This window comes from Streptomyces sp. A2-16, assembly GCF_018128905.1.
Taxonomy (GTDB): Bacteria; Actinomycetota; Actinomycetes; order Streptomycetales; family Streptomycetaceae; genus Streptomyces.
This window is the reverse complement of sequence record NZ_CP063808.1, coordinates 3,816,393-3,840,682: the sequence shown is the minus strand read 5'-3', so window position 1 is coordinate 3,840,682 and position 24,290 is coordinate 3,816,393. Positions and strand designations below refer to the sequence as shown.

The window sequence follows — 24,290 nt, the reverse complement described above, 5'->3', positions numbered from 1 at the left end:
GGCCGCGAGCGGCGGTCCGGGTCACCGGCACCGGCACGGGTCCGACTGCAGCCGCGGGCCGGGTACGGGCCGGCGGCTGGGCAAGGGCCACAGGCCGGGGTCGGGCCGCAGGCCAGACACGAGCCGCAGGCCGGGGTCGGGCCCCAGGCCAGACACGAGCCGCAGGCCAGGCACGAGCCGCAGGCCGGGGTCGGGCCCCAGGCCGGGGTCGGGCCCCAGGCCAGACACGAGCCGCAGGCCGAGGTCGGGCCCCAGGCCAGACACGAACCCCAGGCCGAGGTCGGGCCCCAGGCCAGACACGAACCCCAGGCCGAGGTCGGGCCCCAGGCCAGACACGAACCCCAGGCCGAGGTCGGGCCCCAGGCCAGACACGGGCCGCAGGCCAGGCACGAGCCGCAGGCCAGGCACGAGCCGCAGGCCAGGCACGAGCCGCAGGCGCGCGGCCAGGGCCGGGATGGTGTCGGTGCGCTCGGCTACATTGCGGGGCATGACCAACTTCGTACTGGTGGCGGGCGCGAGGCTCGGGGCGTCGGCGTGGGACGAGGTCGCGGCCGAGCTGCGCGCGGAGGGGCACACGCCCCATCCGCTGACGTTGTCCGGCCTCGCGGAGAAGCGGGGCGTCCCGGCGGGACAGCAGACCCATGTCCGGGACATCGTCGACGAGGTCGAGCGGCTGGATCTACGAGATGTGGTGCTGGTCGGGCACAGCTACTCGGGCATACCCGTGGGACAGGCGGCCGAGCGGATCGGTGACCGCCTCGCGAGGGTCGTGTTCGTGGACTCCAGCGTGCCCGTCGACGGGGAGTCGTTCCTGTCGGGATGGCCGAGCGACCACGTCCGCAAGGAGATCGAGGAGAACGGCGGCTTCTGGCTGCCGGTGGGCCCGGAGCACTATGCCGGCCAGGGCCTGACGGACGAACAGATCGCCCTGATCATCGACCGCGCGTCCCCGCACCCGGGCGCGAGCCTCACCGAGCCCGCGGAGCTCACCCGCCCCCTCGGCGAACTCCCCGCCACCTACGTCAAGTGCCTCCTCGACGACGAGGAACCGATGCCTGTCGTGGCCGAACTGCTCAAGAGCAAGCGCTGGGAGCTGGTCCGGATGGACACCGGCCACTGGCCGATGTTCTCCCAGCCGCGCGAACTGGCCCGCATCCTCGCCGAGTCCGTCCCCACCCCGCCCCTCCCCTCCTGACCGGCACCCGCCCGCCGATATCGTCAGCGCACTCGACGACGAGAGGCGGTTCGGACGGATGGCCAAGCACTGGGCGGACTTCCAGTACGAGATCTACCTGAACGGCATGTCCGGCGCGGTGCCCCGGCTGCCCACCGACCTGACCCGGCTGGAGGAGCTCACCGAACAGCGCCTGGGCCCCGGCCCGGTGGGCTACGTGGCGGGCAGCGCGGGCGACGGCAGTACGGCGCGGGCGAACCGCGCGGCACTGGAGCGGCGCCGGATCGTGCCGCGCATGCTGCGGGACGTCCACGAACGCGACCTGTCCGTCGAGGTGCTGGGGCGAGCCCTGCCCGCCCCGCTGGCGCTGGCCCCGGTCGGGGTGCTGTCGATCATGCATCCGGACGCGGAGTCCGCCGCCGCCCGGGCAGCCGCGGCCCAGGGGGTGCCGTACATCCTGTCGTCCGCCTCCAGTACGCCGATGGAGCAGGTGGCCGAGGCGATGGGCGACGCGGAGCGCTGGTTCCAGCTGTACTGGCCGAAGGACCCGGAGGTGGCGCTGAGCTTCCTGAACCGGGCGAAGGCGGCCGGGTTCACGGCCCTGGTGGTCACCCTGGACACCCCGTTGCTCGCCTGGCGGCCCCGCGATCTCGACCAGGCGTACCTGCCGTTCCTGCACGGGGTCGGCACCGCCAACTACTTCTCCGACCCGGCCTTCTGCGCGGGTTTGGCCAAGCCCGTGCACGAGGACCCGGACGCGGCCGTCATGCGCTTCGTCGGCCTGTTCGCGGACCCCGGCAAGACCTGGCCCGACCTGGCGTTCCTCAGGGAGCACTGGGACGGGCCGATCGTCCTCAAGGGCGTCCTGCACCCGGACGACGCCCGTCTCGCCGCCGACGCCGGGATGGACGGGGTGGTGGTCTCCAACCACGGCGGCCGTCAGGTGGCCGGGTCGATCGCGGCGGCCGACGCGCTGCCGCGGGTGGTGGAGGCGGTCGGCGACCGCCTGACCGTGCTCTTCGACAGCGGGGTCCGCACCGGCGACGACGTCTTCAAGGCCCTCGCGCTGGGCGCCCGCGCGGTGCTGGTCGGACGCCCGTACGTCTACGGTCTGGGGCTCGACGGACAGGCGGGGGTCGAGCACGTGATCCGCTGTCTGCTCGCCGAACTGGACCTCACGCTCGCCCTCTCGGGCCATGCCGGCCCGGCCACGGTCGGCCCCGACGACCTCGTGGAGGACCGCGGGTGAGGGGAGGCCTCCACGAAGGAAGGCCTCCCCGCCGTCGGCGGACCCGCGAGACGGGGACCGTCCCTAGACCCGGTCCGTGAGATCGGCGGGCCGGGCCTGCGGGGCCTCGCTCCCGGTGACCGACAGCGAGCCGGGGCCGGCGGTGGAGGTCGAGTCGGTCAGCCAGCGCTGCTGCTCGGAGCGGTCGCGGACCTTGACGACGACGTCGGCGCCCGGCTCCCCGGTGGTGGAGGCGAGGGCGAGCTGCTCGTCCCAGCGGGGCAGCAACTCCCCCTGCACGGTGAGGTCGTAGCGCACGTCGGCGGCGCGCTCGCCCTTCTCGTCGACGCACCTGCCGAGGATGACCACGCCCGCGTCCACGTGCGAGTCCAGGCACAGCTCGGGATCCGCCTCGCTGCGCAGCAGGCCGTCCTCCTCGTAGGACCACTGCTGGGTCCGTTCGGTCGAGCAGGCCGCCAGTTCGGTGCCGGCGCCCTCCTTCACCGTGCCCCGGATGTCGAGGCAGAGGTCGGCGGCGGCGTTGCGCAGCCGGGTCACCGCCGGTGCGGTGGGCAGCTGTGCGGTGCCCGGGGTCGCGGTGTCCGGGACCGTGCCGCCGGTGGCACTGGTGGAGGCGGCCGGGTCGGCGCCGCCGTCGTGCGACCACAGGCCGGCGGCGAGCATGGCCGCGAGGAGTCCGGCGGAGGTGAGGCCCACTCCGGTGACCAGCGTCCGTGAGGAGCGCAGACCGCCGCCCTCGCCGGGGGCACGGCGCCGGGGGGTCGGGATGCGCGCGAGGATGCGGCGGCGGGCCGCGCCGTGCCGGCCGCTGCCCCGGCCGCGGGCCGCCGCCTGGGGCGTACGCCCGGCGCGCAGTTCGAGATAGCGGCGGGCACCCCAGCCCAGCACCGCCTCGGCGATCAGTATGCCCAGGCCGCCCTCGAAATGGCTCAGTTGTTCCGCTGCGGAACGGCAGTAGCGGCACTCCGCGAGATGCTGCTGGACATCCGGAAGCAGGGCTCCGCCGCGGCGAATCGGAACGTCGAGGAGACGGTTGTAGAAGCGGCAATCCTTCGTCGGCGCGAGTTCCCGATGGGCATGTACACATCCTTCTCGGAATTTTTCACGCGCCTGTTCGAGCGCCGCCGATGCGGTGTCGGTGTCCATGCCGAGGAGTGCGGCGGGCACGGCTATCGACTCCGCCTCGACCTCGGTGTGCCACAGCAGGCAGCGGGCAAGTCCGGGAAGGGACAGGAATGACCGCTCGGCGAGCTTGCGATTTTCGGGGGTCATGGACTTCGCAGCCCGCATACCGCGGCCGCCGTTCGGTTTCACCAGGTCCGGCAGAACCGCGGTCGTCCGGTCCTCGGCGGTCCACTCCTTGACCGTGTCCCGCACGGCCACGAGGGTTCTGGGGCGCAGCGCGAGGGCGGGCTCGCCGAGCGCGAGCCGGTCCAGGACCTGGTGGAAGGCGGCCGCGGCCACCATGGAGGCGGTCTCGGACGGGGAGGCGAGGCAGATCACCGCGTATTCGTGCGCCGGTTTCCAGTGGCGCGCCATGAGCAGCGCGACGGCCTGGGCGGCCTCGCCGTCGGGACGGCCCCTGAGCCGGGCGGCGAGATCCTCGTCGGATTCTCCGGAGGCACCGCCGGGCGGCGGGTAAGGAGGGAGCGGCGGGTGGGGGGTTGGCACTGAGCGGTTTCCTTCCCACAGACATGGGACTCACAGAAGTTCGTGTTGCCGAAAAGAAGTGCCGAACGGGCATCCCTTTTGGGCGCGGTCGAGGGAGGCACGAATTCGCCGACGCCTCTCCGTCCCGGTTCCCCACGGGACGAATACGACCCGGCCTTGCCCCCCACACAGGTGGTTCACCCTTGCACAAGTCACTCACGCCCAACAAGGCGCCCGGGCAACATCCGTGCCATGGGAAAGCCCGTCGGACGGGGCCGTAACTGCGTACGCTCGCACCGGCTTTCGACATTCCATGCGCCCCGTGTGAACCCCGCGCACGCGCCGGAGCGCCACGCACGCTCCCGCGCCGCACCGACCGGTAGTCCACTGGAGTCGGCCCTTCTCGGAGGCCCCGCGCGGGACGGCGGCTCTCCCGCGCGAAACCCCGGCCGCCGACCCCGTTCCTCCCGCCCTCGGTCGGCGGCCCCGGGGCGGGACGGTCGGCGTCCGGCCGGGGGGACCTGATACGGCTTCGAGGGCACCCTGATACGGCGTCAGGCCACGGGCGCCCTCATGCGGAGTCCGGCACGGGCGCACCCCGATCCTGAGTTCGGCCCGGGGCCACCCTGACCCAGCGACCGGCCGCGAGCACCCTGACCCGCCGTCAGACCATCGGCACCATCCGGCGTTCGGCCGGGGGCACCCCGATCCGACGTCCGGCCGGGCGCATCCTCATCCGGCCCGGGATCGCCTGTCGGCGCGGCGGGGCGCCTCAGATCTGCCAGGAGCGCAGCCGGTCGGCCGCGCCGTACACGTCGGTCTTGCCGGAGATCAGGTCGCGGGCGAGGTCGACGAGGGCGCCGTAGGGCGGGTCGATGCCGACGCCGCTGACGAACATGTAGGCCACCGCGGTGGCACAGGCGAAGCGGGCGTTCGCCGAAGGTAACGGCTTGAGCAGGGCCAGGGTGTGCAGGAGGGCGGCGGCGCGCCAGGCCGGGTCGGAGTCGACGCCGAGGCGGGGCGGGTCGACGCGGTGCCGTGCGACGGCGGCGACGAGGGCCGAGAAGTCGTTGATCGTGGGCTGGTCGGGCAGGACCTCTTCGTGCCGCTGGAGCAGCCAGGGCACGTCGATGTGAACGACGGAAGCCATCGGTCAGCCGACCCGCCCCGCACCCCTGGCGGCCGGTTCGTCCTCGGGGAAGGCGGCGGCGAACTCGTCGGCATGGGCGGAGAAGAACCGCCGGAACGCCTCCGCGCCCTCCTGCAGGGCCCGGTGCCGGGCGATGTCCGCCGCGGCGGCCTCCCGTACGAGGGCCTTCATCGACGTACCGCGCTCCTTGGCGATCTGCCGCAGGTCCTCTAGCTCGCGATCGCTGAACTCCACGTTGAGAGCTGGCATGCCTTCACGGTACCGCTCGGGTACTCCACCGTAAATACACGCAGGTCAAGACCGACTGCACCCGGTACCGGGAGCCCCAGAGCACGGTGTCCGATTCCCGCCGGACGGACACGTGGGGCCGGCCCACACTCGAAGGCGAGGAGGAAGCCGACATGACCGCCACCCCCGACACGACCGTCACCCCCGACGTGGCCCGCACCCGCGTCGCCGCGACCGACTGGACCGCTCTCGCCGCCGAGCTGGACACGCACGGCTGCGCGCCGACCGCGCCGCTGCTGACGCCCGCCGAGTGCCGCGAGCTGGTGGCCCTGTACGAGAGGCCGGAGCTGTTCCGGACCACCGTGGACATGGCGCGGCACCGGTTCGGGTCGGGCGAGTACCGCTACTTCACCCATGAACCGCCCGCACCGGTCGCCGCCCTGCGCACCGCGCTCTACCCGCGCCTGCTCCCCGTCGCCCGCGACTGGGCGGCCCGTCTGGGGCGCCCGGCACCCTGGCCGGACTCCCTGGAGGAGTGGCTGGAGCGCTGTCACACGGCCGGGCAGGACCGCTCGGCGCAGATCCTGCTGCGCTACACCGAGGGCGACTGGAATGCGCTGCACCGGGACGTCTTCGGCGACCTGGTCTTCCCGCTCCAGGTGGTGATCGGCCTCGACGAGTACGGCGTCGACTACACCGGCGGCGAGTTCCTGATGGTCGAGCAGCGCCCCCGGGCCCAGTCCCGGGGCACGGCGACCGTGCTCCCCCGGGGCCACGGCGTCGTCTTCACGACCCGCGACCGGCCGGTGCGGACCAAGCGCGGCTGGTCGGCCGGTGGCGTGCGGCACGGAGTAAGTGTCTTGCGCTCGGGACGCCGGCACGCGCTGGGGATCGTCTTCCATGACGCCTCCTAGGTGAGGCGTGGGTCACATTCCGGCCTCTCGATGTCACATTCGGGGGCCCTGAAGGCCTCCCAGTGGTGAGCGCGCCACTGGGAGGCCACACGAGATGTCCGAGATCCACGTCCCCGACGCCGAGGAGGCGACCGGTGTCTTCGTCGAGCACCGGGAGCTGTTGTTCGGCGTCGTCTACAACATGCTGGGCAGCGTCGCCGACACCGAGGACGTGCTGCAGGACACCTGGCTGTCGTGGTCGCGCCGGGGCGCGGCGGGGGTCGACAGTCCCCGTGCCTATCTGGTCCGCATCGCCGTCAACCACGCGCTGCAGCGGCGGGCCGTGGTCAGCCGCCGCCGGGAGACGTACGTGGGCCCGTGGCTGCCCGAGCCCCTGGTCGCCGACGAGGACGGCGCGGACGACCCCGCCCTGCGCACCGAGTCCGTGTCGCTGGCGATGCTGGTGGTCCTGGAGTCGCTGTCACCGCTGGAACGCGCGGTGTTCGTGCTGCACGAGGTGTTCGGGTACGCGCACACCGAGATCGCGGAGATCCTCGACCGCACCCCGGCCGCCGTACGGCAGGTGGCGCACCGCGCGCGAGCCCATGTGCACGCCCGCCGTCCGCTGTACGAGACGCACCCCCGGGTCCGCCGGGAGGCGACCGAACGCTTCGTGCGGGCCGCGGTCGGCGGCGACATCGCGGAGCTGATGGAGATCCTCGCGCCGGACGTGACGGTGTGGACGGACGGCGGCGGCAACCGCAGGCCCTCGGCGCTGCGCCCCGTGCACGGCCGCGACAAGGCCGTACGGCTGCTCACCGGTTACGCGAAGCGGGGCGGCGCGGCCGGGGCCCGGGCCGGCTCCCTGGAGCTGCGCCACCGCCGGGTCAACGGCGACGACGCGGCCGTGCTGTTCCAGGGCGACGCGCCGTACGCGGTGATCGTCCTGGACCTCACCCCGGAGGGCGACCGGGTCGCGAACCTCTTCGTCGTCTCGAATCCCGACAAGCTCACGCATGTGCAGAAGGAGGAGGCGTGACGCGCACGGAACGCCCGGTGGAGCCGGGCAAGGGCGAGCGGCTGTCCGGCTGGTTGGACGGACGGCTCGGCACCCGCACGCTGGGCGCGAAGTACCTGCGCAAGGTCTTCCCGGACCACTGGTCCTTCCTGCTCGGCGAGATCTGTCTGTACAGCTTCGTCGTGCTGATCCTGACCGGCGTGTGGCTGACGCTGTTCTTCCACCCGTCGATGAACGAGGTGACGTACCACGGCAGTTACACGCCCCTGAACGGCGTGCGCATGTCGGAGGCGTACGCCTCGACGCTGGACATCAGCTTCGACGTGCGCGGCGGGCTCCTCATCCGCCAGCTGCACCACTGGTCGGCGCTGATCTTCGTCGCCGCGATGCTCACGCACATGATGCGGCACTTCTTCACCGGCTCGTTCCGCAAGCCGCGCGAGGTGAACTGGCTGTTCGGCTGGTCGCTGCTGTTCCTGGGCCTGTTCGAGGGCCTCTTCGGCTACTCGCTGCCGGACGACCTGCTGTCGGGCACGGGCATGAGGTTCGTCTACGGCGCCACCGTGTCGATACCGGTCGTCGGGACGTATCTCGCACTGTTCCTGTTCGGCGGCGAGTTCCCCGGCCATGACATCGTGGCCCGCTTCTACTCGCTGCACATCCTGGTGATCCCCGGCATCATGGCGGCGCTCGTGGTGGCCCACCTGATCCTGGTCGTGTACCACAAGCACACCCAGTTCGCGGGCCCCGGAAAAACCGAACGCAACGTGGTCGGGACGCCGTTCTTCCCGGTGTACCTGGCGAAGGCGGGCGGGTTCTTCTTCCTGGTGTTCGGGGCGCTCACGCTCATCGCGGCCGTGGCGTCCGTCAACCCGGTCTGGTCGTACGGCCCCTACCGCGCCGACCAGGTCTCCACCGGCGCCCAGCCCGACTGGTACCTGGGGTTCGCGGAGGGCCTGGTGCGGGTGATGCCCGGCTGGGAGGTCACCCTGTGGGGGCACACGCTCGTCCTGGGCGTACTGATCCCGGTGGTGGCCTTCCCGCTCGTCCTGGTCTTCATCGGCGTCTACCCGTTCCTGGAGGCCCGGTTCACCAAGGACCGCGGCGAGCACCACCTCCTGGACCGCCCCCGCAACCGTCCGGTCCGTACGGCGATCGGCGCGTCCTGGATCAGCCTGTACCTGATCCTGCTGGCGGGCGGCGGCAACGACATCGTGGCGACCCGGCTCCATCTGTCGATCAACACGGTGACCTGGGCCGTGCGGATCGGGATCTTCCTGGTCCCGGCGGTGGTCTTCGTCGTCACCCGGCGGATCTGCCTGGGCCTTCAACTCCGGGACCGTGAGCTGGTGTTGCACGGCCGGGAGACCGGCGTGATCAAGCGGCTGCCGCACGGTGAGTACGTCGAGGTGCACCAGCCGCTCGATCAGGCCCGGCTCCACACGCTCACCGCGCACGAGCGGCCCGGTGAGCTGGTGGAGCATGCTCCGGTCAGCCTTGATCCGCCACGAAGGACGCCATCCGGGTCAGGGCCGAGTTCCAGTTGATGGTGTGCTCGTTGGTCGACCAGGACTGGATGTCGTCGATGTAGCAGAACTGGCCGACGCAGCCCTGGAGTTTGCTCTGCGCGTAGGGGTCCTGGATGGAGGAGTTCGGTCCGCCGGCCAGGGTCCCTCTCGGCGGGTTCGGCTGGTTCGGGTCGAGCTGGTGGGCGTACCAACGGGCGTGCTGGTTGTGGGAGTTGACCTCGCCGTAGCCGGTCACGTACGAGATGTTCAGCGCGTTGCGGCCGAAGATGTAGTCGATGCCCTGGAGGGCGCCGTCCCGGTACTTCGAGGCGCCGGTGATGTCGTAGGCGGTGGCGATGACGATCCCGTTGTGCAGGATCTGGTGGTTGGAGCCCCAGTCGTAGAGGTTGCCCTCCGGGGCGTACGGCATGCCGTAGGGGTGGGCCTTCAGGGTGGCGAGGTAGCGGTCGGCACCCGCGACGACCGACTGGCGGACCTTGTCCCGCCCGGGCAGTTTGCTCGGCACGGTCGCCAGGTCCAGGCGGGCCGCGGCGGCGGTCCGGGCCCAGTCGTAGCCGACGGGGCTGAAGATGTCGGCGGTGTGGACGGGTGAGGCGAGCACGTGGTCGCGGAACGCCTTCTCGCCGGTGGTGAGATACAGCTCGGCCGCCGCCCAGTAGAACTCGTCGGTGACGTTGTTGTCGGCGTAGGTGCCGCCGCCGATGCCGTCGCTCTCCGAGGCGTACAGGTCCGGGTGGGCGAGGGCCGCGGCCCAGGCCTTGCGGGCGGCCGCCAGGGCCTTCGCCGCGAACGCCTTGTCGTACGGCTTGTACAGGCGGGCGGCCTGCGCGGCCGTGGCGGCCAGGTTCAGGGTCGCCGCGGTGGACACCGGGTGCAGTTCACGCTTTTGCGGGTCGTCGCTCGGCAGCAGCGGCAGGCCCGTCCACTGCTCGTCGTGGATCTTGTGGTGGGCCATCCCGGCCAGCGGCCGCCCGTCCGGCACCTGCATCTTCTGCAGGAACTCCAGCTCCCAGCGGGCCTCGTCGAGGATGTCCGGCACCTTGTTGCCGCTCTCGGGGATGGCGAGGGTGCCGTCGCCGAGTTTCCCGGGCTGTCCGGTGCGGGCCAGCAGCTCGCGCTCGTAGGTGCTCAGCACCTCCCAGGTGGAGATGCCGCCGTTGACGACGTACTTGCCGTGGTCGCCGGCGTCGTACCAGCCGCCGGTGACGTCGAGGGTGTAGTCGCACACGCCCGGCTGGCAGGGCACGTCCTTGTCGCCCTGGTTGGGGGCCGCGTTCACGTGCCCGGCGGGGCGGCCGTAGCCCGGGCGCAGGTCGTCGCGGATCGCGATGCCGCTGCGCTGCGTGTAGTAGTACTTCGCCGCGTCGAGGCGAAGCTGTTCGTAGGCGCGCGTGCCGATGTCGAAGGGCCGGCTGGTCTCGCCGTCCGCGACCAGGGTGAGGCCCTCACCGCGCTTCTTGAAGGCGCCGAAGTCGATCGAGTGGACGTTCTGCCCGGAGGAGACGTCGGTGCCGCGCGGGACGGTCCAGCCGTGCGCGACCACGGCACCGGAGGCGCTCTTCAGCTGCCAGGGCAGTTTCGTCGTCGCGTCGGTGACCAGGGTGGCGTTCTTCGGCCCGGCGGGCAGGTAGGCGACCTGGTTGACCCGCACCCGCGGCCCGGTGTCCGGCTCGTACACCTCGGGCGGGACCCCGCCCAGCAGGGACGCGTTGTCCATGCAGAAGCGGAACGGGTCGGCGCTGCCACCGAGCTGGAAGCCGACCTGGCCCTGGGCGGTGTCGACGGGCGAGGTGAACGTGTACGAGTACGAGTTCCCGGAGACGCTCAGCTGCGGGCTCACCTCGAAGTAGGTGTCGTAGGGGGCCGCTTGGAGCCCGACGATCGCCCGCACGACATGCCCCTCGGGCGAGCCGTTCGCGGTGAAGGAGAATCGGTACGACTCCCCCTTCACCAGGGTGACGTCGTTCTGGCCGACCGCGGCGTCCCAGCGGTTGGCGGTGCCGCCCGGCACGTCCGCGCAGAGCTGTCCGTCGGACAGGCCCGCGGTGACGTTGCTGGTCGTCCACCAGGGCGCGGTGGTGGTGTCGAAGGTGCCGTTCTTGAGCTGCTCCACCTCGTCGGCGGCGGCTGGGGACACGGGCGAGGCCACAAGTGCCGCCCCCAGCAGGGCGGTCAGGGACAACAGTGCGGTTCTGCGTCTGTTCACGTCCGGGCTCCTCGGGGGAGGTACGGGCGGCGCCCACCATGGGAGCGCTCCCAGCTGACGGTCGCAGGCCATGTTTGTTGCAGGCATGACACCTAGTCAACGGTCCGGACGGGACCAAAGGCTTCACGGAAGTCAAAATCGCCCGTCCGGACCATGCCGCGGCTCAGCCGGCGGGGACTGCCAGTGTGCTGATCCGTATCGCGCCGCGGGTCTCCCCCGGGTGGGCGCTGGTGAAGGCGAGCCGTATCCGGGAGCCGCGCACGGCGTCGAAGGTGAGGACCGTCGGCGTGTCCGAGGCGTCGGCCCATTCCACGGCCGCTCCGGTGACCGGCACATACCGCCCGCCGTCCCACACCGCGGCCTCGACGGAGGCGGGCAGGCCGTGGGTCGCGCTCAGCGTGAAGGAGATCTCCGCCCGGTCGAAGGTCCTGGTCCGTCCGAAGTCGACGCAGACCCAGTCCTTCGCCCTGGCGCCGCTGAAGGCGGGCAGCAGGGCGGTGGCGGCCTTGCTGAAGGCGTTGGACCAGCCGGTGGCGGGATCGCCGTCGAGCATGGCGGCCGGGAGGGTGTCCGGGCGGCCGGAGTAACTGGCGTCCGCGAACGGGAGGTCCAGGGGCGCGGGCGGGTCCGGGGAGAAGTCCGCCGGTTCGGTGGCCGCGACCGAGCGGGCCGGGGTGGTGCGCACCTTGACGGTGCCGGTCCGCACCCCCTGCGCACGCGCCGTGACCTCGAGGACCCCCGCCTCGGTGCCTGAGCGCACGATGGCGAGGGCCTTGCCGTGGAAGGCGGTGCGGGTGGTGGCCTGGTAGCGCTCGGCGCTCTCCTGGCGGCCGTTGTCGAGTCCGGCCGGCGAGCCGCCCCTGACCGAGAAGGAGATGCGGTGCTCGGCGTCCGGCACGACGACTCCCCGGGCGTCGACGACGTCCGCGGTGACGAAGACCAGTGAACGGCCGTCGGCGGCGAGGGACGTGCGGTCGGGGGTGAGCCGTACGGCGTGGGGCCTGCCGGCCGTGCGCAGCACGTCGGTGGCGACGGTCTTGCCCCTCCTGCGGGCCACCGCCTTCAACTCGCCCGGCGCGTAGGGGACCTGCCACGTCAGATGGAGCTTGCCCGCGCTGCCGTTCGGGCTGGTGTAGCTGCCGGGGTAGGGGCCGTCGGTGAAGGTCTTGTCGTCGCCGGTGGCTTCCGTGGTCTCCAGGTACGCCCGGCCGTCGGTGGTCCTCTTGGTGTCGAAGGTCCGGATGCCCAGGGACCTGCCATTGAGGAACAGCTCGACCTCGGGGACGTTGGCGTAGGCCCACACCTCGACCGTGTCGCCCTCCTCGTGGTTCCAGGTCATCGGCACCAGGTGGACCATCGGCTCGTCGGTCCACTGGCTGCGGAAGAGGTGGTACATGTCCTTCGGGAAGCCGGCCGTGTCGACCGCGCCGAAGAAGGACGCCTTCACCGGGAAGACGTCGTACGGCGTGGGCTCGCCGATGTAGTCGATGCCGGACCACAGGAACTGCCCGGCGAACCATCTGCGGTCCCGGTCCTTCTTGTGGCCGTACTCGCCGCTCATGGTCCAGGAGGCGAGGTTGTTGTCGTACGACGAGGTCTCGCGCCTGCCCGGGGTGTGGTTCTCGCCCGTGTTGAGGTGCTCGGGCTCCTGGTAGGCGCCGCGGGTGGAGGTCTCGGAGGACGACTCGGACTCGAAGAGGAACAGGTGCGGGTAGGCGGCGTGCAGTTGGTCCACCGACTTGGCCGTGTTGTAGTTCAGGCCGAGGCCGTCCAGCTTGGCCAGCATCAGGTCGGCCGCCGAGCCCTTGGCGGGCGGGCGGCGGTACTTGTCGGAGCCGATGACCAGCGGACGGGTGTCGTCGACGGCCCTGATCGCGGCGATGATCCGGTCGGCCATGGCGAGCCCGGCGGTGGACGTGGAGTCGGGGATCTCGTTGCCGATCGACCACAGCAGCACCGCGGGCGAGTTGCGGGCGGCGAGGACCATCTCGGTGGCGTCCTTCTCGCACCACTCGTCGAAGAACCGGCCGTAGTCGTAGCGGGTCTTGGGGGTCTTCCAGCAGTCGAAGGCCTCCACCAGCATCACGATGCCGAGTTCCTCGCAGACCTGGATCATCTCCGGGGAGGGCGGGTTGTGGGAGGTGCGGAAAGCGTTGACGCCCATCGACCTCATGAGGGTCATCTGTCTGCGGACGGCGTCGATGCCGACGGCCGCGCCGAGGGCGCCCAGGTCGTGGTGGAGGTCGACCCCCTTGAGCTTGTGATGGGTGCCGTTGAGGTGGAAGCCCTCGTCGGGGTCGAAGCGAAAGGTGCGGAAGCCGAAGGGAGTGCGGAAGGTGTCCGTCGTGGTGCCGCCGACGCGCAGGTCGGTCCGCACGGTGTAGCGGTGGTGCGGTGTCCCGAAGTCCCACATCCTCGGGTCGGGGACCGTGAGTTCGTGGGTCTCGGTGGCCCTGTCGGTGACGGCGACCGTGGAGGACGCACGGGCGACGGTACGGCCGCGGGGGTCGAGGATCCGGGTGACGACCTCGACGTCGGTGCCGGCGCCGGACGCGTTCGCGACGGACGTCGTCACCCGGACCAGGCCCCGCTCCTCGGTGATCTCCGGGGTCGTGACGCGGGTGCCCCAGCGCTCCACGTGCACGGGTTCAGTGACGACCAGGCGGGCCTCTCGGTAGATGCCGCTGCCCGAGTACCAGCGGCTGCTGGGGAGCCGGTTCTGCACCTTGACCGCGATCACGTTCTCGGTGGTGCCGTCGGTGTGGAGCAGGTCGGTGAGGTCGAGGGCGAAGCCGGTGTAGCCGTAGGGATGGCGACCGACCTCGGTGCCGTTGCAGTAGACGGCGGAGTCCATGTAGACGCCGTCGAACTCCACCGAGATCCGCTTGCCGGAGAGGGCGGGCGGCAGGGTGAGAGCGAGGCGGTACCAGCCCAGGCCGCCGGGGAAGAAGCCGGTGCCGCTGGTGGTGCCGTTCTGGGTGGTGGGGGCGAGTTCGATGCTCCAGTCGTGCGGCACGGCGGTCTCACGCCACTCCGAGTCGTCGTAACCGGGGGCCGCCGCGTCCGCGTACTCCCCCGTGGGGTCGGTGATCCCGCCCGGGTTGACCAGCGCGAAGCGCCAGCCGTCGCGCAGAGCGACCGTGCGGCGGCCGGGAGCGCTCCCCGCTGACCCGGCGGCCCGGGCCGCCGGATTGGTCAGGAGCACCCCCGCGGCCGGCGCGGCCGTGGAAGCGAGCAAAACCGATCTGCGTGTGACCGTCATGGCGGCTCTCCCTCATCAGGGCCCACAAGTACTCACAACTGATCGTGAACAAACAGAATCTGACGGTGAGCCACGTGCGGCCGTCAAGGGCGCGGCAAGCCGCTCCCGTCCCCTGCGTCACCTCGGCCGGATTTCCCTCTTGACGACGGTCCGGCCACAGGGTCCGCCGTGCACAGGGGTTCGTCGTTCGTGCGAGACCGCGACGCACTAGGCTGGAACCCAAGTGACCTGTTTGTTCACTGAGAGTGCGCGCAATGGAGTGGCGACGATGACCCTCGTGTACCCGTTCGACGACACGGCGACGGCTCGGGCCGTCGTCGGCGAGGACGGCACGCTGGTCGCGTGGAACGCCGGCGCGCAGCGGCTGCTGGGCTGGTCACCCGCCGAGGTCGTGGGCAGACCGGCGGTGAACCTCCTGGTCGGCGACGACGAGGAGGTGCTCGACGGGCCCCTCGACGCCCGCTGGGACGGCACCCTCACCCTGTGCCACCGCGACGGCACGGCCGTGTCGGTGTGGCTCCTCGCCCATCATCAGCACTCCGCGGACGGCGGCCCCGGGCACTGGCTCCTGGTCACCCCGCTGGACCCCGGCGGCCCGCGCTCCCCCGACGACCCGCTGAGCACGGCCGTCCTGACGCAGTCGCCGTGCGCGGTCGCCGTGTACGACGAGCAGCTGCGCCTGCGCCGGGTCAACGACGCCATGGCCGACGTGATCGGGCTGCCCGAGAAGCGCATCCAGGGCCTCAGGCTGTCCGAGATCGGCGGCAAGCAGCAGAGCGAGGAGCTGGAGGAGCATCTGCTGCACGTGCTGACCACCGGCCGGGCGAAGGACGTGCAGACCTACATGCGGACCGGCGGCGAGACCAGCGCGCATGCCTGGCTGGCCCGGATGGCGCCGATCACCGACCCGGCGGGCCGGGTGCGGGGCGTGTGCCTGGCCGCCCACGACTTCACCGACAACTTCCTCGCCCGCGAGCGGCTCCAGCTGGTGAACGAGGCGAGTGTGCGCATCGGCACCACCCTCGACGTCACGCGCACGGCCCAGGAGCTGGCCGACGTGTGCATTCCGGCGCTCGCCGACTTCGTCAGCGTCGACCTGCTGGACCCGACGGAGGACGGCGAGTCGCCGGCCTCCCTCACCGCCCCGGTCGAGCTGCGCCGCGCCGCCCACCAGTCGGTGGATCCCGGCAACCCGCTGGCGGTCGTGAAGCCGGGGCACAGCGAGGTGTACCCGGCCACCTCGCCGCAGGCCGACTCACTGGTGGCGGGCCGCACCATCGTCGCCACGGTGTCCTCGGGACGCCTGGACCAGTGGCTCAACTGGAACCGGACACGCGGCGAGCGGGTCAAGGAGTTCGGCATCCACTCCACGATGTCCGTGCCGATCCAGGCCCGCGGCCGGACCCTCGGAGTCGCGGTCCTCACCCGGTACCGGCGCCCCGACCCCTTCACCCCGGACGACGTGCTGCTGGCCGAGGAGATCACCGCACGGGCCGGGGTCTGCGTCGACAACGCCCGCCGCTTCTCCCGCGAACGCGAGACCGCCCTCGCCCTCCAGCGCAGTCTGCTGCCCCGCACCCTGCCGCGCACGGCCGCCGTGGAGGCGGCCTCCCGCTATCTCCCGGCCGCGCGGGCCGGGGTGGGCGGCGACTGGTTCGACGTGATCCCGCTGTCGGGGATGCGGGTCGCGATGGTCGTCGGGGACGTGGTCGGACACGGCATCCAGGCCTCGGCGACGATGGGCCGGCTGCGCACCGCCGTACGCACCCTCGCCGACATCGACCTGGCCCCGGACGAACTGCTCACCCACCTCGACGACCTCGTCGTACGGCTGTCCGCGGAGGCCGGCGGCGAGGGCAACCCCGGTGAGGTCGGGGCCACCTGTCTGTACGCGGTCTACGACCCGGTGTCGCGGCGCTGCACCCTGGCCCGGGCCGGGCACCCGGCGCCCGTGATGCTGACGCCGGGCGGGCCGGCCCGCAAGGTGGAGCTGCCCGCGGGGCCGCCGCTGGGGGTGGGCGGGCTGCCGTTCGAGTCCGCCGAGCTGGATCTGCCCGAGGGGACCGTGCTGTCGCTGTTCACGGACGGGCTGACCGAGTCCCGGGAGCGGGACGTGGACGCCGGCCGCGCGCTGCTGTGCGAGGCCCTGGCCGTTCCCGCCGACTCCCTGGAGGAGACCTGCGACCGGGTGCTGCACACGCTGCTCCCGTCGGGCGGCTCCACGGACGACGTGGCCCTGCTGCTGGCCCGCACCCTGGGGCTGCCCGCCTCCCAGGTGGCGACCTGGGACATCCCGGCCGACCCGGCGCTGGTGGCGCCCGTCCGCAAGCAGGTCGTCCAGCAGCTGGCCCGCTGGGACCTGAGCGAGGTGTCGTTCACGGCCGAACTGGTGACGAGCGAGCTGGTGACGAACGCGATCCGGTACGGCGCCCACCCCATCCGGCTGCGGCTCATCCATGACGCGACCACGCTGATCTGCGAGGTCTCCGACACCAACCACACCGCCCCGCACCTCAGACGCGCCAAGACCTGGGACGAGGGCGGCCGGGGCCTGCTCCTGGTCGCCCAGCTCACCCAGCGCTGGGGCAGCCGGCACACGGCCGACGGCAAGACGATCTGGGCGGAGATCGGACTCCTCGACGAGGAGTGATCCGTACGGACCGAGGGGCCGGATCCGGACCCCCGTACGTGCGCCCGCGGGAAATCTTCGGGAGTGTGGAGGCATGACGAACTGGTCCCTGGGTGTGCGGCGGTCGGTCCTGCTGGCGGGTTCGGCCGCGCTGCTCGGTCTGCTGGCGGGCTGCGGCAGCGGCGACGGCACGGCGAGCGGTCCGCGCACCGAGTCCGGCACGGCGGCGCCCACGACCGGCTCCACGACGGGGAGCCCGCGGGGGGACGGCACCGGCAGCGCGCCGAGCGGTGTGCCGACCGACGCGGTCAGCAACTCCCTCACCCCGTCGGCAGCGGGGACCCGCTGCCACACCTCGGAGCTCAGCGCCTCCGTCGGCCGCAACAACCCGGGCGCCGGGCAGGAGAACTTCCCGGTCGTGCTGACGAACGAGTCGAGCCGCACCTGCACCCTGTACGGCTATCCCGGCACCGCCTTCGTCGACGCGTCCGGCCATCAGCTGGGCCCGGACCCGAAACGCTCCTCCGGCGAGCCCGAGACCGTGAAGCTGGCGCCGGGGCAGAGCGCCTGGGCCGGGCTGTCCTTCGCGAACCCGGAGGTCAGCGGCGCGGGCACCGCCACTCCTGCCGCCCTTCTGGTGACCCCTCCGGACGAGGAGGACCCGCTGAAGGTGACGTGGACGTCCGGGGAGGTCCCGGTGTCCGGCGACGAGGCGTCGGTGCGGCTGATCCCCTTCAGCCCCGGCACCGGCGCCTGAGCGGTCGCGTCCGGGGCACTGCGGGGTTTCTTACCCGGGCCTGATCTCATGACCGGGCACGATCAGCTCGCGTCCCGAAGGATTTGCCCTGAACACCCCGCTCGCCGAAGTCCTGTCCATAGCCCTGCTCGTCTTGGTACTCGTATGGGCGGTCCTGCGCCCCTCAGGCCTGCCGGAGGCGGTGGTCGCGGTCCCGGCGGCGGGGCTCGCGGTCGTGACCGGGGCGACCAGCCCGGAGCACGCGTGGGCGGAGGCCGAGCGGCTGGGGCCGGTGGTCGGGTTCCTGGCCGCGGTGCTGGTGCTCGCCCACTTCTGTGACGTCGAGGGGCTGTTCCAGGCCTGCGGGGCCTGGCTGGCCCGGCGGGCGGCGGGTTCGCCGGGGCGGCTGCTGACCGGTGTGTTCGGGCTGGCGTCGGCGATCACGGCGGTGCTCAGCCTGGACGCCACCGTGGTGCTGCTGACGCCGGTGGTGCTGGTCACCGCCTCCCGGATGGGCGCCCGCGCGAAGCCGCACGTCTACGCGTGCGCGCATCTGTCGAACACGGCCTCGCTGCTGCTGCCCGTGTCGAACCTGACCAACCTGCTGGCCTTCGAGGCGAGCGGGGTCAGCTTCACCCGCTTCGCCCTGCTGATGGTGCTGCCCTGGCTGGCGGCGATCGCCGTCGAGTACGTCGTGTTCCGGCGCTTCTTCGCGGCCGACCTGACCGTCGTGGACCACTCCCCCGAGCCGTCCGAGGAGCCCCCGCTCCCGCTCTTCGCACTGGTCACCGTCGGCTGCACACTGGCCGGGTTCGTGGTGGCGTCCGCCTTCGGCGTCGATCCCGCGTGGGTGGCGTGCGCGGGGGCGCTGGTGCTGGCGGGCCGCGCTCTCGTGCGCAGGAGGGCCACCCCGGTCTCGGTGGTGCGGGCGGCGGCTCCGGCCTTCCTGGCGTTCGTGCTCGCCCTCGGCATCGTGGTGCGCGCGGTCGTCGACAACGGGCTCGCCGGCGCCCTGCGCCACGCCCTCCCGGGCGGGACGGGGATCGTCGCGCTGCTGGGGATCGCCGCGCTGGCGGCCGTACTGGCGAACCTGATCAACAATCTGCCCGCGGTCCTGGTCCTGCTGCCGCTGACCGCCGCGGCCGGGCCCGGCGCGGTCCTCGCGGTGCTGCTCGGGGTGAACATCGGCCCGAACCTCACCTACGCCGGGTCCCTGGCCACCCTGCTGTGGCGGCGCATCCTGCACCGGGACGACCACCGGGTCGGGCTCGGGGAGTTCACCCGGCTCGGCCTGCTGACCGTGCCGGCCGCGCTCGCCGCGGCGGTGGTGGCCCTGTGGGGCTCGCTCCAGCTCGTCGGGGCCTGAGCGGGGTCAACGGCCGCCGTATCCGCCGCCGTAGCCACCCGGGTACCCGCCCGGGTACCCGTACCCGCCCGGGTAGCCGCCGCCGTACCCGCCTCCGTAGCCGCCGTTGTTCTGGCCGCCCCAGGAGCAGGCGTACGGGTTGGTGGCGCAGTCGTCGCCCGTGGAGGGGCTGGTCGACGGGGTGGGCGTGGCTGTCGGCGTGGCGGATGCCGTCGGGGTCGGGGCCGGTGTCCTCGAGGGCGCGGGGGCGGACTTCGGGGTCGGTGCGGGGCTGCTGTCCGCGTCCCAGTTGACCGCCTGCATCTGCACATCGGTCTTCGAGGTGTCGAAGACCCAGCGCTGGGCGGGGCCGTCGTCGCGGTTCTTCAGCACCAGAGCGCCGGATCCGTCGGTGGCGGCCGGGGTCAGGGCGAGGTCCTGGTCCCAGCGCGGGACGAGGGTGCCCTGGAGGGTGAAGTCGTAGCGGATGTCCTTGGTGTCGGGCGCGTCGGCGCCCGTGCAGGGGGCGAGCCGCACCGAGAAGCCGAGGTGGGAGTCCAGGCACAGGTCGGGGTCGGCCGCGCTGCGCAGCAGTCCGTCGGTCTCGTACGTCCACTGCTGGCCCTCGGCGGCGGAGCACTTGGTGAGTTCGGTCTCGGCGCCCGGGGCGATCTTCTTGCCGACCACGCCGACGCACAGCCCGGACTCGACGTTGTGCAGGCGACCGCGCAGGTCGCCCTGGCGCGCCTCGTTCGCCCCGGCCCACGAGGGGTCGTCGGTCGCGGAGGCCGTGTCGGAGCCGGGTACCTCGGAGGGAGCGGCGTCGGCGGGGCCGCTCGTGTCCGAGTTCAGCGAGGACCACATGACCAGGGGAAGGACGACGAGTCCGCTGACCGTCAGGACCGCCGCGGTCAGGTTGCGGCGGGAGGTGCGGCGGCCGGCCTTGCGGGCGGAGCGGTGGGAGGCGGAGCGCGCACGGGCGCGGGGGCCCTGGCCGGCGGGTGCCGGGTCCGCCGGGGCGTCGGCGCCGCCCTGGGCCGGGTTGGCGAACGGCGTCGGAGCGCCGAAGGACTCTCCCGGGAACGGCGCCGGAGTTCCGAAGGGCTCACCCGCGAACGGCGCCGGGGTCCCGAAGGCCTCACCCGTGAGCGTCCTTGCCGGTGCGTGGCGTTGGGCCTCCTGGTCGGCCGCGTCGTCGACCCGGAGCCGGGACTCCACGTAGGCGGCGGCACCCCAGCCGAGCACGGCCTCGGCGAGGGCGAGGCCGAGCTGTCCGTTGAACTGGTGCAGCTGGTCGGCGGTGTGCATGCAGTGCCTGCACCGCTCCAGGTGCTCGCGCAGATCGGGGTCGAGCTCGACCCCGCCGCGCCGGTAGGTCACGTCGAGCAGCCGCAGGTAGTGCCGGCACTCCTGCTCGGGGGCGAGTTCGCGGTGGACCTGGAGGCATTCCTCGCGCAGTCGCTCGCGGGCCCGGCGGAGTTCGACGCGGGCGTCCTCCTCGTCCAGGCCGAGGAGTGCGGCGGGGACGCCGAGCGGCTCGGCCTCGACCTCGGTGTGCCACAGCAGGCAGCGGGCGGACTGCTGCAGCCGCTGGAAGGCACCGGACAGCAGACGCCGCTCGGCGGGGGGCAACAGGCGGGCCGCGGCCCGGTCGCCGCCCGCCTCGGTTCTCAGCGCGGGGTGGAGCATCTCGCGTCGGCCGTCGGCGTCCCACTCGGCCGCGATCCGGCGGACGGTGACGAGGAGATGGGGCCGCCAGGCGGCGGTCGGCCCTATGTGGCGCAGGGACTCGCCGAACAGGCGGGTGAACGCGGCCGTGGTGAGCATGCCGGCGGGGCGGGGGCCGTCGGTGCACAGCCGGGCGTAGGCGAAGGCTGCTTCCCAGTGCCGGTCGAGGAGTTCACCGACGGGCTGCAGGGCCGGCGTCGTGCCGCTCCACTTCTTGAGCTCGGCGCTCAGCTGTTCGTCCGTGACGTCGTACGGGCGAGCCGGAGACGGAAAATTCGACAGGCCTGCGTCACTCACGGCGGCATTTCCTCCCGAGGGCATGCTGCATTGCATTAAGTCCATACCAATGGGTACGTCCGCCTGGGACAGCTCTTTTGAAGCATGAGGGGCGTACTGAGGGGGTCTTGAGCACACAGGAGAAATGTGCATTGTCTGTGTGCTGACAACGCACACTTTTGCACAGGTCAGGGATGCCGAACAAGTGATCTCACGGATTTGCAGATTCCGTTCGCCCGATACAGATAGACGTTTCGTCAGCACCGGAGGCCCGAGGATTGCCGCTCTCCTGATTTCGTGATTGGAAACAGGATTCAGTTAACTCCGCGAAGAGATCCAGGAAACCATTGAACCTCCACTACACGGCGCGCCGGGGTGGCCCCGCGAGGTCAGGCACCAACCATTGGCCCGGCGGCTCGGTAGGCGCCGGGCGGTGTGCCGTAGCGCCGGCGGAAGACCCGGTTGAAGTGGAAGGGGCTGGCGAAACCGGAAGCGGCGGCGACGCGCTCCACGGACAGGTCGGTGCTCTCCAGCAGCCGGGCGGCATGGTGAAGACGTGCCTCGTGCAGCGCCCGCATCGGGGACCGGCCCAACTCCCCGGTGAACAGGTGGGCGAACCGGGACGGCGACAGGGACACCTCGGCGGCGAGCGACCTGACGGTGTGCGGGGCCCCGGGGTCGGCCTCGATGAGCTCCTGGGCGCGCCGCACCCGGGGATCGACTCCGGTCCCCGTCCGCGTGGCGGGCGCGGCGCCCGCCGTGAGCAGGACGACCTCCTCCAGCGCGCACAGGGCGAGTTCGCGGGCGGTGGTGCCGTGGGCCACGGCGACGGCGACCCGTTCGCCGGCCGGGCCCGCCTCGGCTGAGAGGGTCGCGGGCGGGGCGCCGGTGCCGGGCCGGCGGGCGTCGGCGAGCATCCGTCGAAAGGCCGCCTCGATGCGGGCGGGCGAGCCGTCGTCGGAGGGGTCCGGGGTGACGACGTACAGGCCGTCTCCCCTGGCGTACGGCCCCAGCCAGGCGGTCCAGGACGGTCTGGCTCCGCAGTGGGCCCACCAGAACTCCCAGTGCCGGGCGCCCTGGTGGACGCCGTAGCGGTGCGGGGTGCCGGGGGCGAGCACCACCAGGTCCCCGGCGCCCGCCGCGGTCTCGGCCCGTCCCTGGCGCAGGGTGCCCCCGCCGCCCACCGTCCAGGTGAACAGCCAGCTGTCGGCGCCGCGCGGGCGCTGGACGGCGTAGCCCGGGAGTTCGTCGTAGCGGCCGACGACCACGAGGCCGGGCGGCGGGCCCGGGTCGCCCGGGGCAGCCGTCTCGGGCAATCCGTCGACGGTCACGGGCATCCTCCTCGCACGGGCTGCGGCCTAGCGTGACGAGTGGAACACATCCGAGCCGAGAGTGGGGCACATGACAGTCACAGGCATCGAGACGAAGCTCCGGCAGTTCCAGGAGGACGGCTTCCTGGTGGTCCGCGGGCTGTTCGCACGCGAGGAGATCGACCGGCTGTGCGAGGAGTTCACGACTCTGCAGGCGGGCGGGCCGGTTCCCGGGCACTTCACTCCGGTCGCCCCCGGTGAGTCGGCGGATCCGCTGCGGAGGTATCCGCGCGTGATGCAGCCGCACGAGATCAACGACCTCGCCCTGCGGGTCCTGCTGGACGCCCGGCTGCGGGAGGTGCTGGAGACGCTGCTCGGGGAGGAGGTACTGGCCGCGCAGAGCATGTTCTACTTCAAGCCGCCGGGGGCGCGGGGGCAGGCGCTGCACCAGGACAACTTCTATCTGCGGGTCGAGCCGGGCACATGTGTCGCAGCCTGGGTGGCCTGCGATGTGATCGACCGGGACAACGGCGGCCTCGAAGTCGTCCCGGGCACACACAGGATGGACCTGTTCTGCCCGGAACTCGCGGACTCCGAAGTGTCGTTCGCCCGGGAGTACGTGGCACCGCCTCCGGGGCTGGCCGCGGTGCCCGTGGACATGGCGCCCGGCGATGTCCTGTTCTTCAACGGCAGCCTGGTGCACGGTTCGCAGCCGAACCGTACGGCCGACCGGTTCCGGCGGTCCTTCATCGGACACTACGTGGGAGTGTCCGCCGAACGGATCGGGCAGTACTACCGGACGCTGTCGATGAGCGGTGAGCGGGTGCCGTTGCCGGTGAGCGAGGGGGCGGGGCCGTGCGGCACGGAGTTCGCACCGCACGGACCGCACTAGCCGGACGTGACCGACTCAGCCGTGGCCGACGACGGGACGGGCCGTGTACGGCCGCTCCAGCTCCTCGATCTCCTTGTCGCTGAGCTCCAGTTCGACCGCGGCCACCGCGTCCTCGATGTGGTGCGGTTTGCCCGCGCCGACGATCGGGGCCGCCACCGTGTCCTTGGCCAGCAGCCAGGCCAGCGCCACCTGGGCACGGGGGACGCCCCGGTCGCCGGCGATGCGGGTGACGGCCTCGACGATGGTGCGGTCCCCCTCCTGGTACAGGCGGCTGCCGAAGTCGTCGGCTGAGCTGCGGTCGGTGACCGTGCCCCAGTCCCGGGTCAGGCGGCCGCGGGCCAGCGGGCTCCACGGCAGGGCGCTGACGCCCTGGTCGGCACAGAGCGGCAGCATCTCGCGCTCCTCCTCGCGGTAGAGGAGGTTGTAGTGGTTCTGCATGGACACGAACTTCGTCCAGCCGTGCCGCTCGGCCGTGTACTGCATCTTGGAGAACTGCCAGGCGTACATCGAACTCGCCCCGATGTAGCGCACCTTGCCCGCCTTCACCAGGTCGTGCAGCGCCTCCATCGTCTCCTCGACCGGGGTGTGGGGGTCGAAGCGGTGGATCTGGTAGAGGTCGACGTAGTCGGTGCCCAGCCGGCTGAGGCTGTGGTCGATCTCCGTCATGATCGCCTTGCGGGAAAGCCCGGCGGCGTTCTGGCCGGACCGCATCCGGCCGTGCACCTTCGTAGCGAGCACGATCTCGTCGCGGTTCGCGAAGTCCGCGAGGGCCTTGCCGACGATCTCCTCGCTGGTGCCGTCGGAGTAGACGTTCGCGGTGTCGAAGAAGTTGACGCCGGCGTCCAGTGCCTGCCGGATCAGTGGCCGCGACGCCTCCTCGTCGAGGGTCCACTCGTGCACGCCGCGGTCCGGCAGGCCGTAGGACATGCAGCCCAGACAGATCCGAGAGACGTCCAGGCCCGTCGAACCGAGCTTCACGTACTGCATCGTTGCTGCTCCTGCCTTCGAGAGGGGT

General features: G+C 72.0%; 18 protein-coding genes. 9 read left to right on the top strand and 9 right to left on the bottom strand.

The genetic code is table 11. From position 1 onward, the window contains the following. Positions 1-21: 21 nt before the first annotated feature. Positions 22-489, bottom strand: coding sequence for a hypothetical protein (locus tag IOD14_RS17270; protein ID WP_212670701.1), 468 nt, complete (start codon positions 487-489; stop codon positions 22-24). Here IOD14_RS17270 and IOD14_RS17265 point away from each other — a divergent pair. After that, positions 488-1,195: an alpha/beta hydrolase gene (locus IOD14_RS17265; RefSeq protein WP_212670700.1), complete on the top strand. Its 708-nt coding sequence runs from the start codon at positions 488-490 to the stop codon at positions 1,193-1,195. The genes IOD14_RS17270 and IOD14_RS17265 overlap by 2 nt on opposite strands. Positions 1,196-1,253: 58 nt before the next feature. Next, positions 1,254-2,423, top strand: a complete 1,170-nt coding sequence (locus IOD14_RS17260) for a lactate 2-monooxygenase (protein WP_123993579.1) — start codon at positions 1,254-1,256, stop codon at positions 2,421-2,423. 63 nt (positions 2,424-2,486) lie between these two features. On the opposite strand, the gene IOD14_RS17255 is transcribed toward IOD14_RS17260, so the two are convergent. The 3 genes from IOD14_RS17255 to IOD14_RS17245 all read right to left on the bottom strand — a co-directional run bounded on the left by IOD14_RS17255 (position 2,487) and on the right by IOD14_RS17245 (position 5,472). Continuing rightward, entirely contained in the window at positions 2,487-4,094 is a 1,608-nt protein-coding gene (locus IOD14_RS17255; RefSeq protein WP_212670699.1) for an RICIN domain-containing protein, read from the bottom strand. 751 nt (positions 4,095-4,845) lie between these two features. Next, positions 4,846-5,223 (bottom strand): hypothetical protein, encoded by a 378-nt coding sequence (locus tag IOD14_RS17250; RefSeq protein ID WP_007386606.1) that lies wholly within the window; start codon positions 5,221-5,223, stop codon positions 4,846-4,848. 3 nt (positions 5,224-5,226) lie between these two features. Then, positions 5,227-5,472 (bottom strand): hypothetical protein, encoded by a 246-nt coding sequence (locus IOD14_RS17245; RefSeq protein ID WP_020117150.1) that lies wholly within the window; start codon positions 5,470-5,472, stop codon positions 5,227-5,229. 152 nt (positions 5,473-5,624) lie between these two features. Here IOD14_RS17245 and IOD14_RS17240 point away from each other — a divergent pair, with 152 nt between their 5' ends. From IOD14_RS17240 to IOD14_RS17230, 3 genes are all read left to right on the top strand, one after another. Beyond that, a complete protein-coding gene (locus tag IOD14_RS17240; RefSeq protein ID WP_212670698.1) occupies positions 5,625-6,365 on the top strand; it encodes a 2OG-Fe(II) oxygenase in 741 nt (246 codons plus the stop codon). A 94-nt stretch (positions 6,366-6,459) separates the two neighbouring features. Further along, positions 6,460-7,383: an RNA polymerase sigma factor SigJ gene (gene sigJ, locus IOD14_RS17235; protein WP_212670697.1), complete on the top strand. Its 924-nt coding sequence runs from the start codon at positions 6,460-6,462 to the stop codon at positions 7,381-7,383. After that, positions 7,380-8,909, top strand: coding sequence for a cytochrome bc complex cytochrome b subunit (locus IOD14_RS17230; RefSeq protein WP_212670696.1), 1,530 nt, complete (start codon positions 7,380-7,382; stop codon positions 8,907-8,909). Before sigJ ends, IOD14_RS17230 begins: the two co-directional genes overlap by 4 nt. Here the strand turns inward: IOD14_RS17230 and IOD14_RS17225 are convergent. Together IOD14_RS17225 and IOD14_RS17220 are read right to left on the bottom strand one after the other, a co-directional pair. Beyond that, positions 8,854-11,097 (bottom strand): glycoside hydrolase family 9 protein, encoded by a 2,244-nt coding sequence (locus IOD14_RS17225; protein WP_212670695.1) that lies wholly within the window; start codon positions 11,095-11,097, stop codon positions 8,854-8,856. The two genes, IOD14_RS17230 and IOD14_RS17225, sit on opposite strands and share 56 nt — an antisense overlap. A 163-nt stretch (positions 11,098-11,260) precedes the next feature. Next, a complete protein-coding gene (locus IOD14_RS17220) occupies positions 11,261-14,359 on the bottom strand; it encodes a glycoside hydrolase family 2 TIM barrel-domain containing protein (protein ID WP_212670694.1) in 3,099 nt (1,032 codons plus the stop codon). A 268-nt stretch (positions 14,360-14,627) separates the two neighbouring features. On the opposite strand from IOD14_RS17220, the gene IOD14_RS17215 reads away from it, so the two are divergent. The 3 genes from IOD14_RS17215 to IOD14_RS17205 all read left to right on the top strand — a co-directional run bounded on the left by IOD14_RS17215 (position 14,628) and on the right by IOD14_RS17205 (position 19,090). Further along, positions 14,628-17,009, top strand: a complete 2,382-nt coding sequence (locus tag IOD14_RS17215) for a SpoIIE family protein phosphatase (RefSeq protein ID WP_212670693.1) — start codon at positions 14,628-14,630, stop codon at positions 17,007-17,009. 73 nt (positions 17,010-17,082) lie between these two features. After that, positions 17,083-17,745 (top strand): DUF4232 domain-containing protein, encoded by a 663-nt coding sequence (locus IOD14_RS17210; protein ID WP_123993586.1) that lies wholly within the window; start codon positions 17,083-17,085, stop codon positions 17,743-17,745. An 88-nt stretch (positions 17,746-17,833) separates the two neighbouring features. Continuing rightward, positions 17,834-19,090, top strand: coding sequence for an SLC13 family permease (locus tag IOD14_RS17205; RefSeq protein ID WP_174269425.1), 1,257 nt, complete (start codon positions 17,834-17,836; stop codon positions 19,088-19,090). Positions 19,091-19,096: 6 nt separating this feature from the next. Here IOD14_RS17205 and IOD14_RS17200 read toward each other — a convergent pair whose 3' ends face one another. Both IOD14_RS17200 and IOD14_RS17195 read right to left on the bottom strand, forming a co-directional pair. Next, positions 19,097-21,094: an RICIN domain-containing protein gene (locus IOD14_RS17200; RefSeq protein ID WP_249125935.1), complete on the bottom strand. Its 1,998-nt coding sequence runs from the start codon at positions 21,092-21,094 to the stop codon at positions 19,097-19,099. A gap of 368 nt (positions 21,095-21,462) precedes the next feature. Then, on the bottom strand, positions 21,463-22,410 hold the full coding sequence (locus tag IOD14_RS17195) for a helix-turn-helix domain-containing protein (RefSeq protein ID WP_212670691.1): 948 nt from the start codon (positions 22,408-22,410) through the stop codon (positions 21,463-21,465). Between the two features lie 64 nt (positions 22,411-22,474). Between IOD14_RS17195 and IOD14_RS17190 the strand changes: the two genes are divergently transcribed. Further along, positions 22,475-23,275: a phytanoyl-CoA dioxygenase family protein gene (locus tag IOD14_RS17190; RefSeq protein ID WP_123993590.1), complete on the top strand. Its 801-nt coding sequence runs from the start codon at positions 22,475-22,477 to the stop codon at positions 23,273-23,275. A gap of 15 nt (positions 23,276-23,290) precedes the next feature. Here the strand turns inward: IOD14_RS17190 and IOD14_RS17185 are convergent, their stop codons facing one another. After that, positions 23,291-24,262, bottom strand: coding sequence for an aldo/keto reductase (locus IOD14_RS17185; RefSeq protein ID WP_123993591.1), 972 nt, complete (start codon positions 24,260-24,262; stop codon positions 23,291-23,293). Between the last annotated feature and the right edge of the window lie 28 nt (positions 24,263-24,290).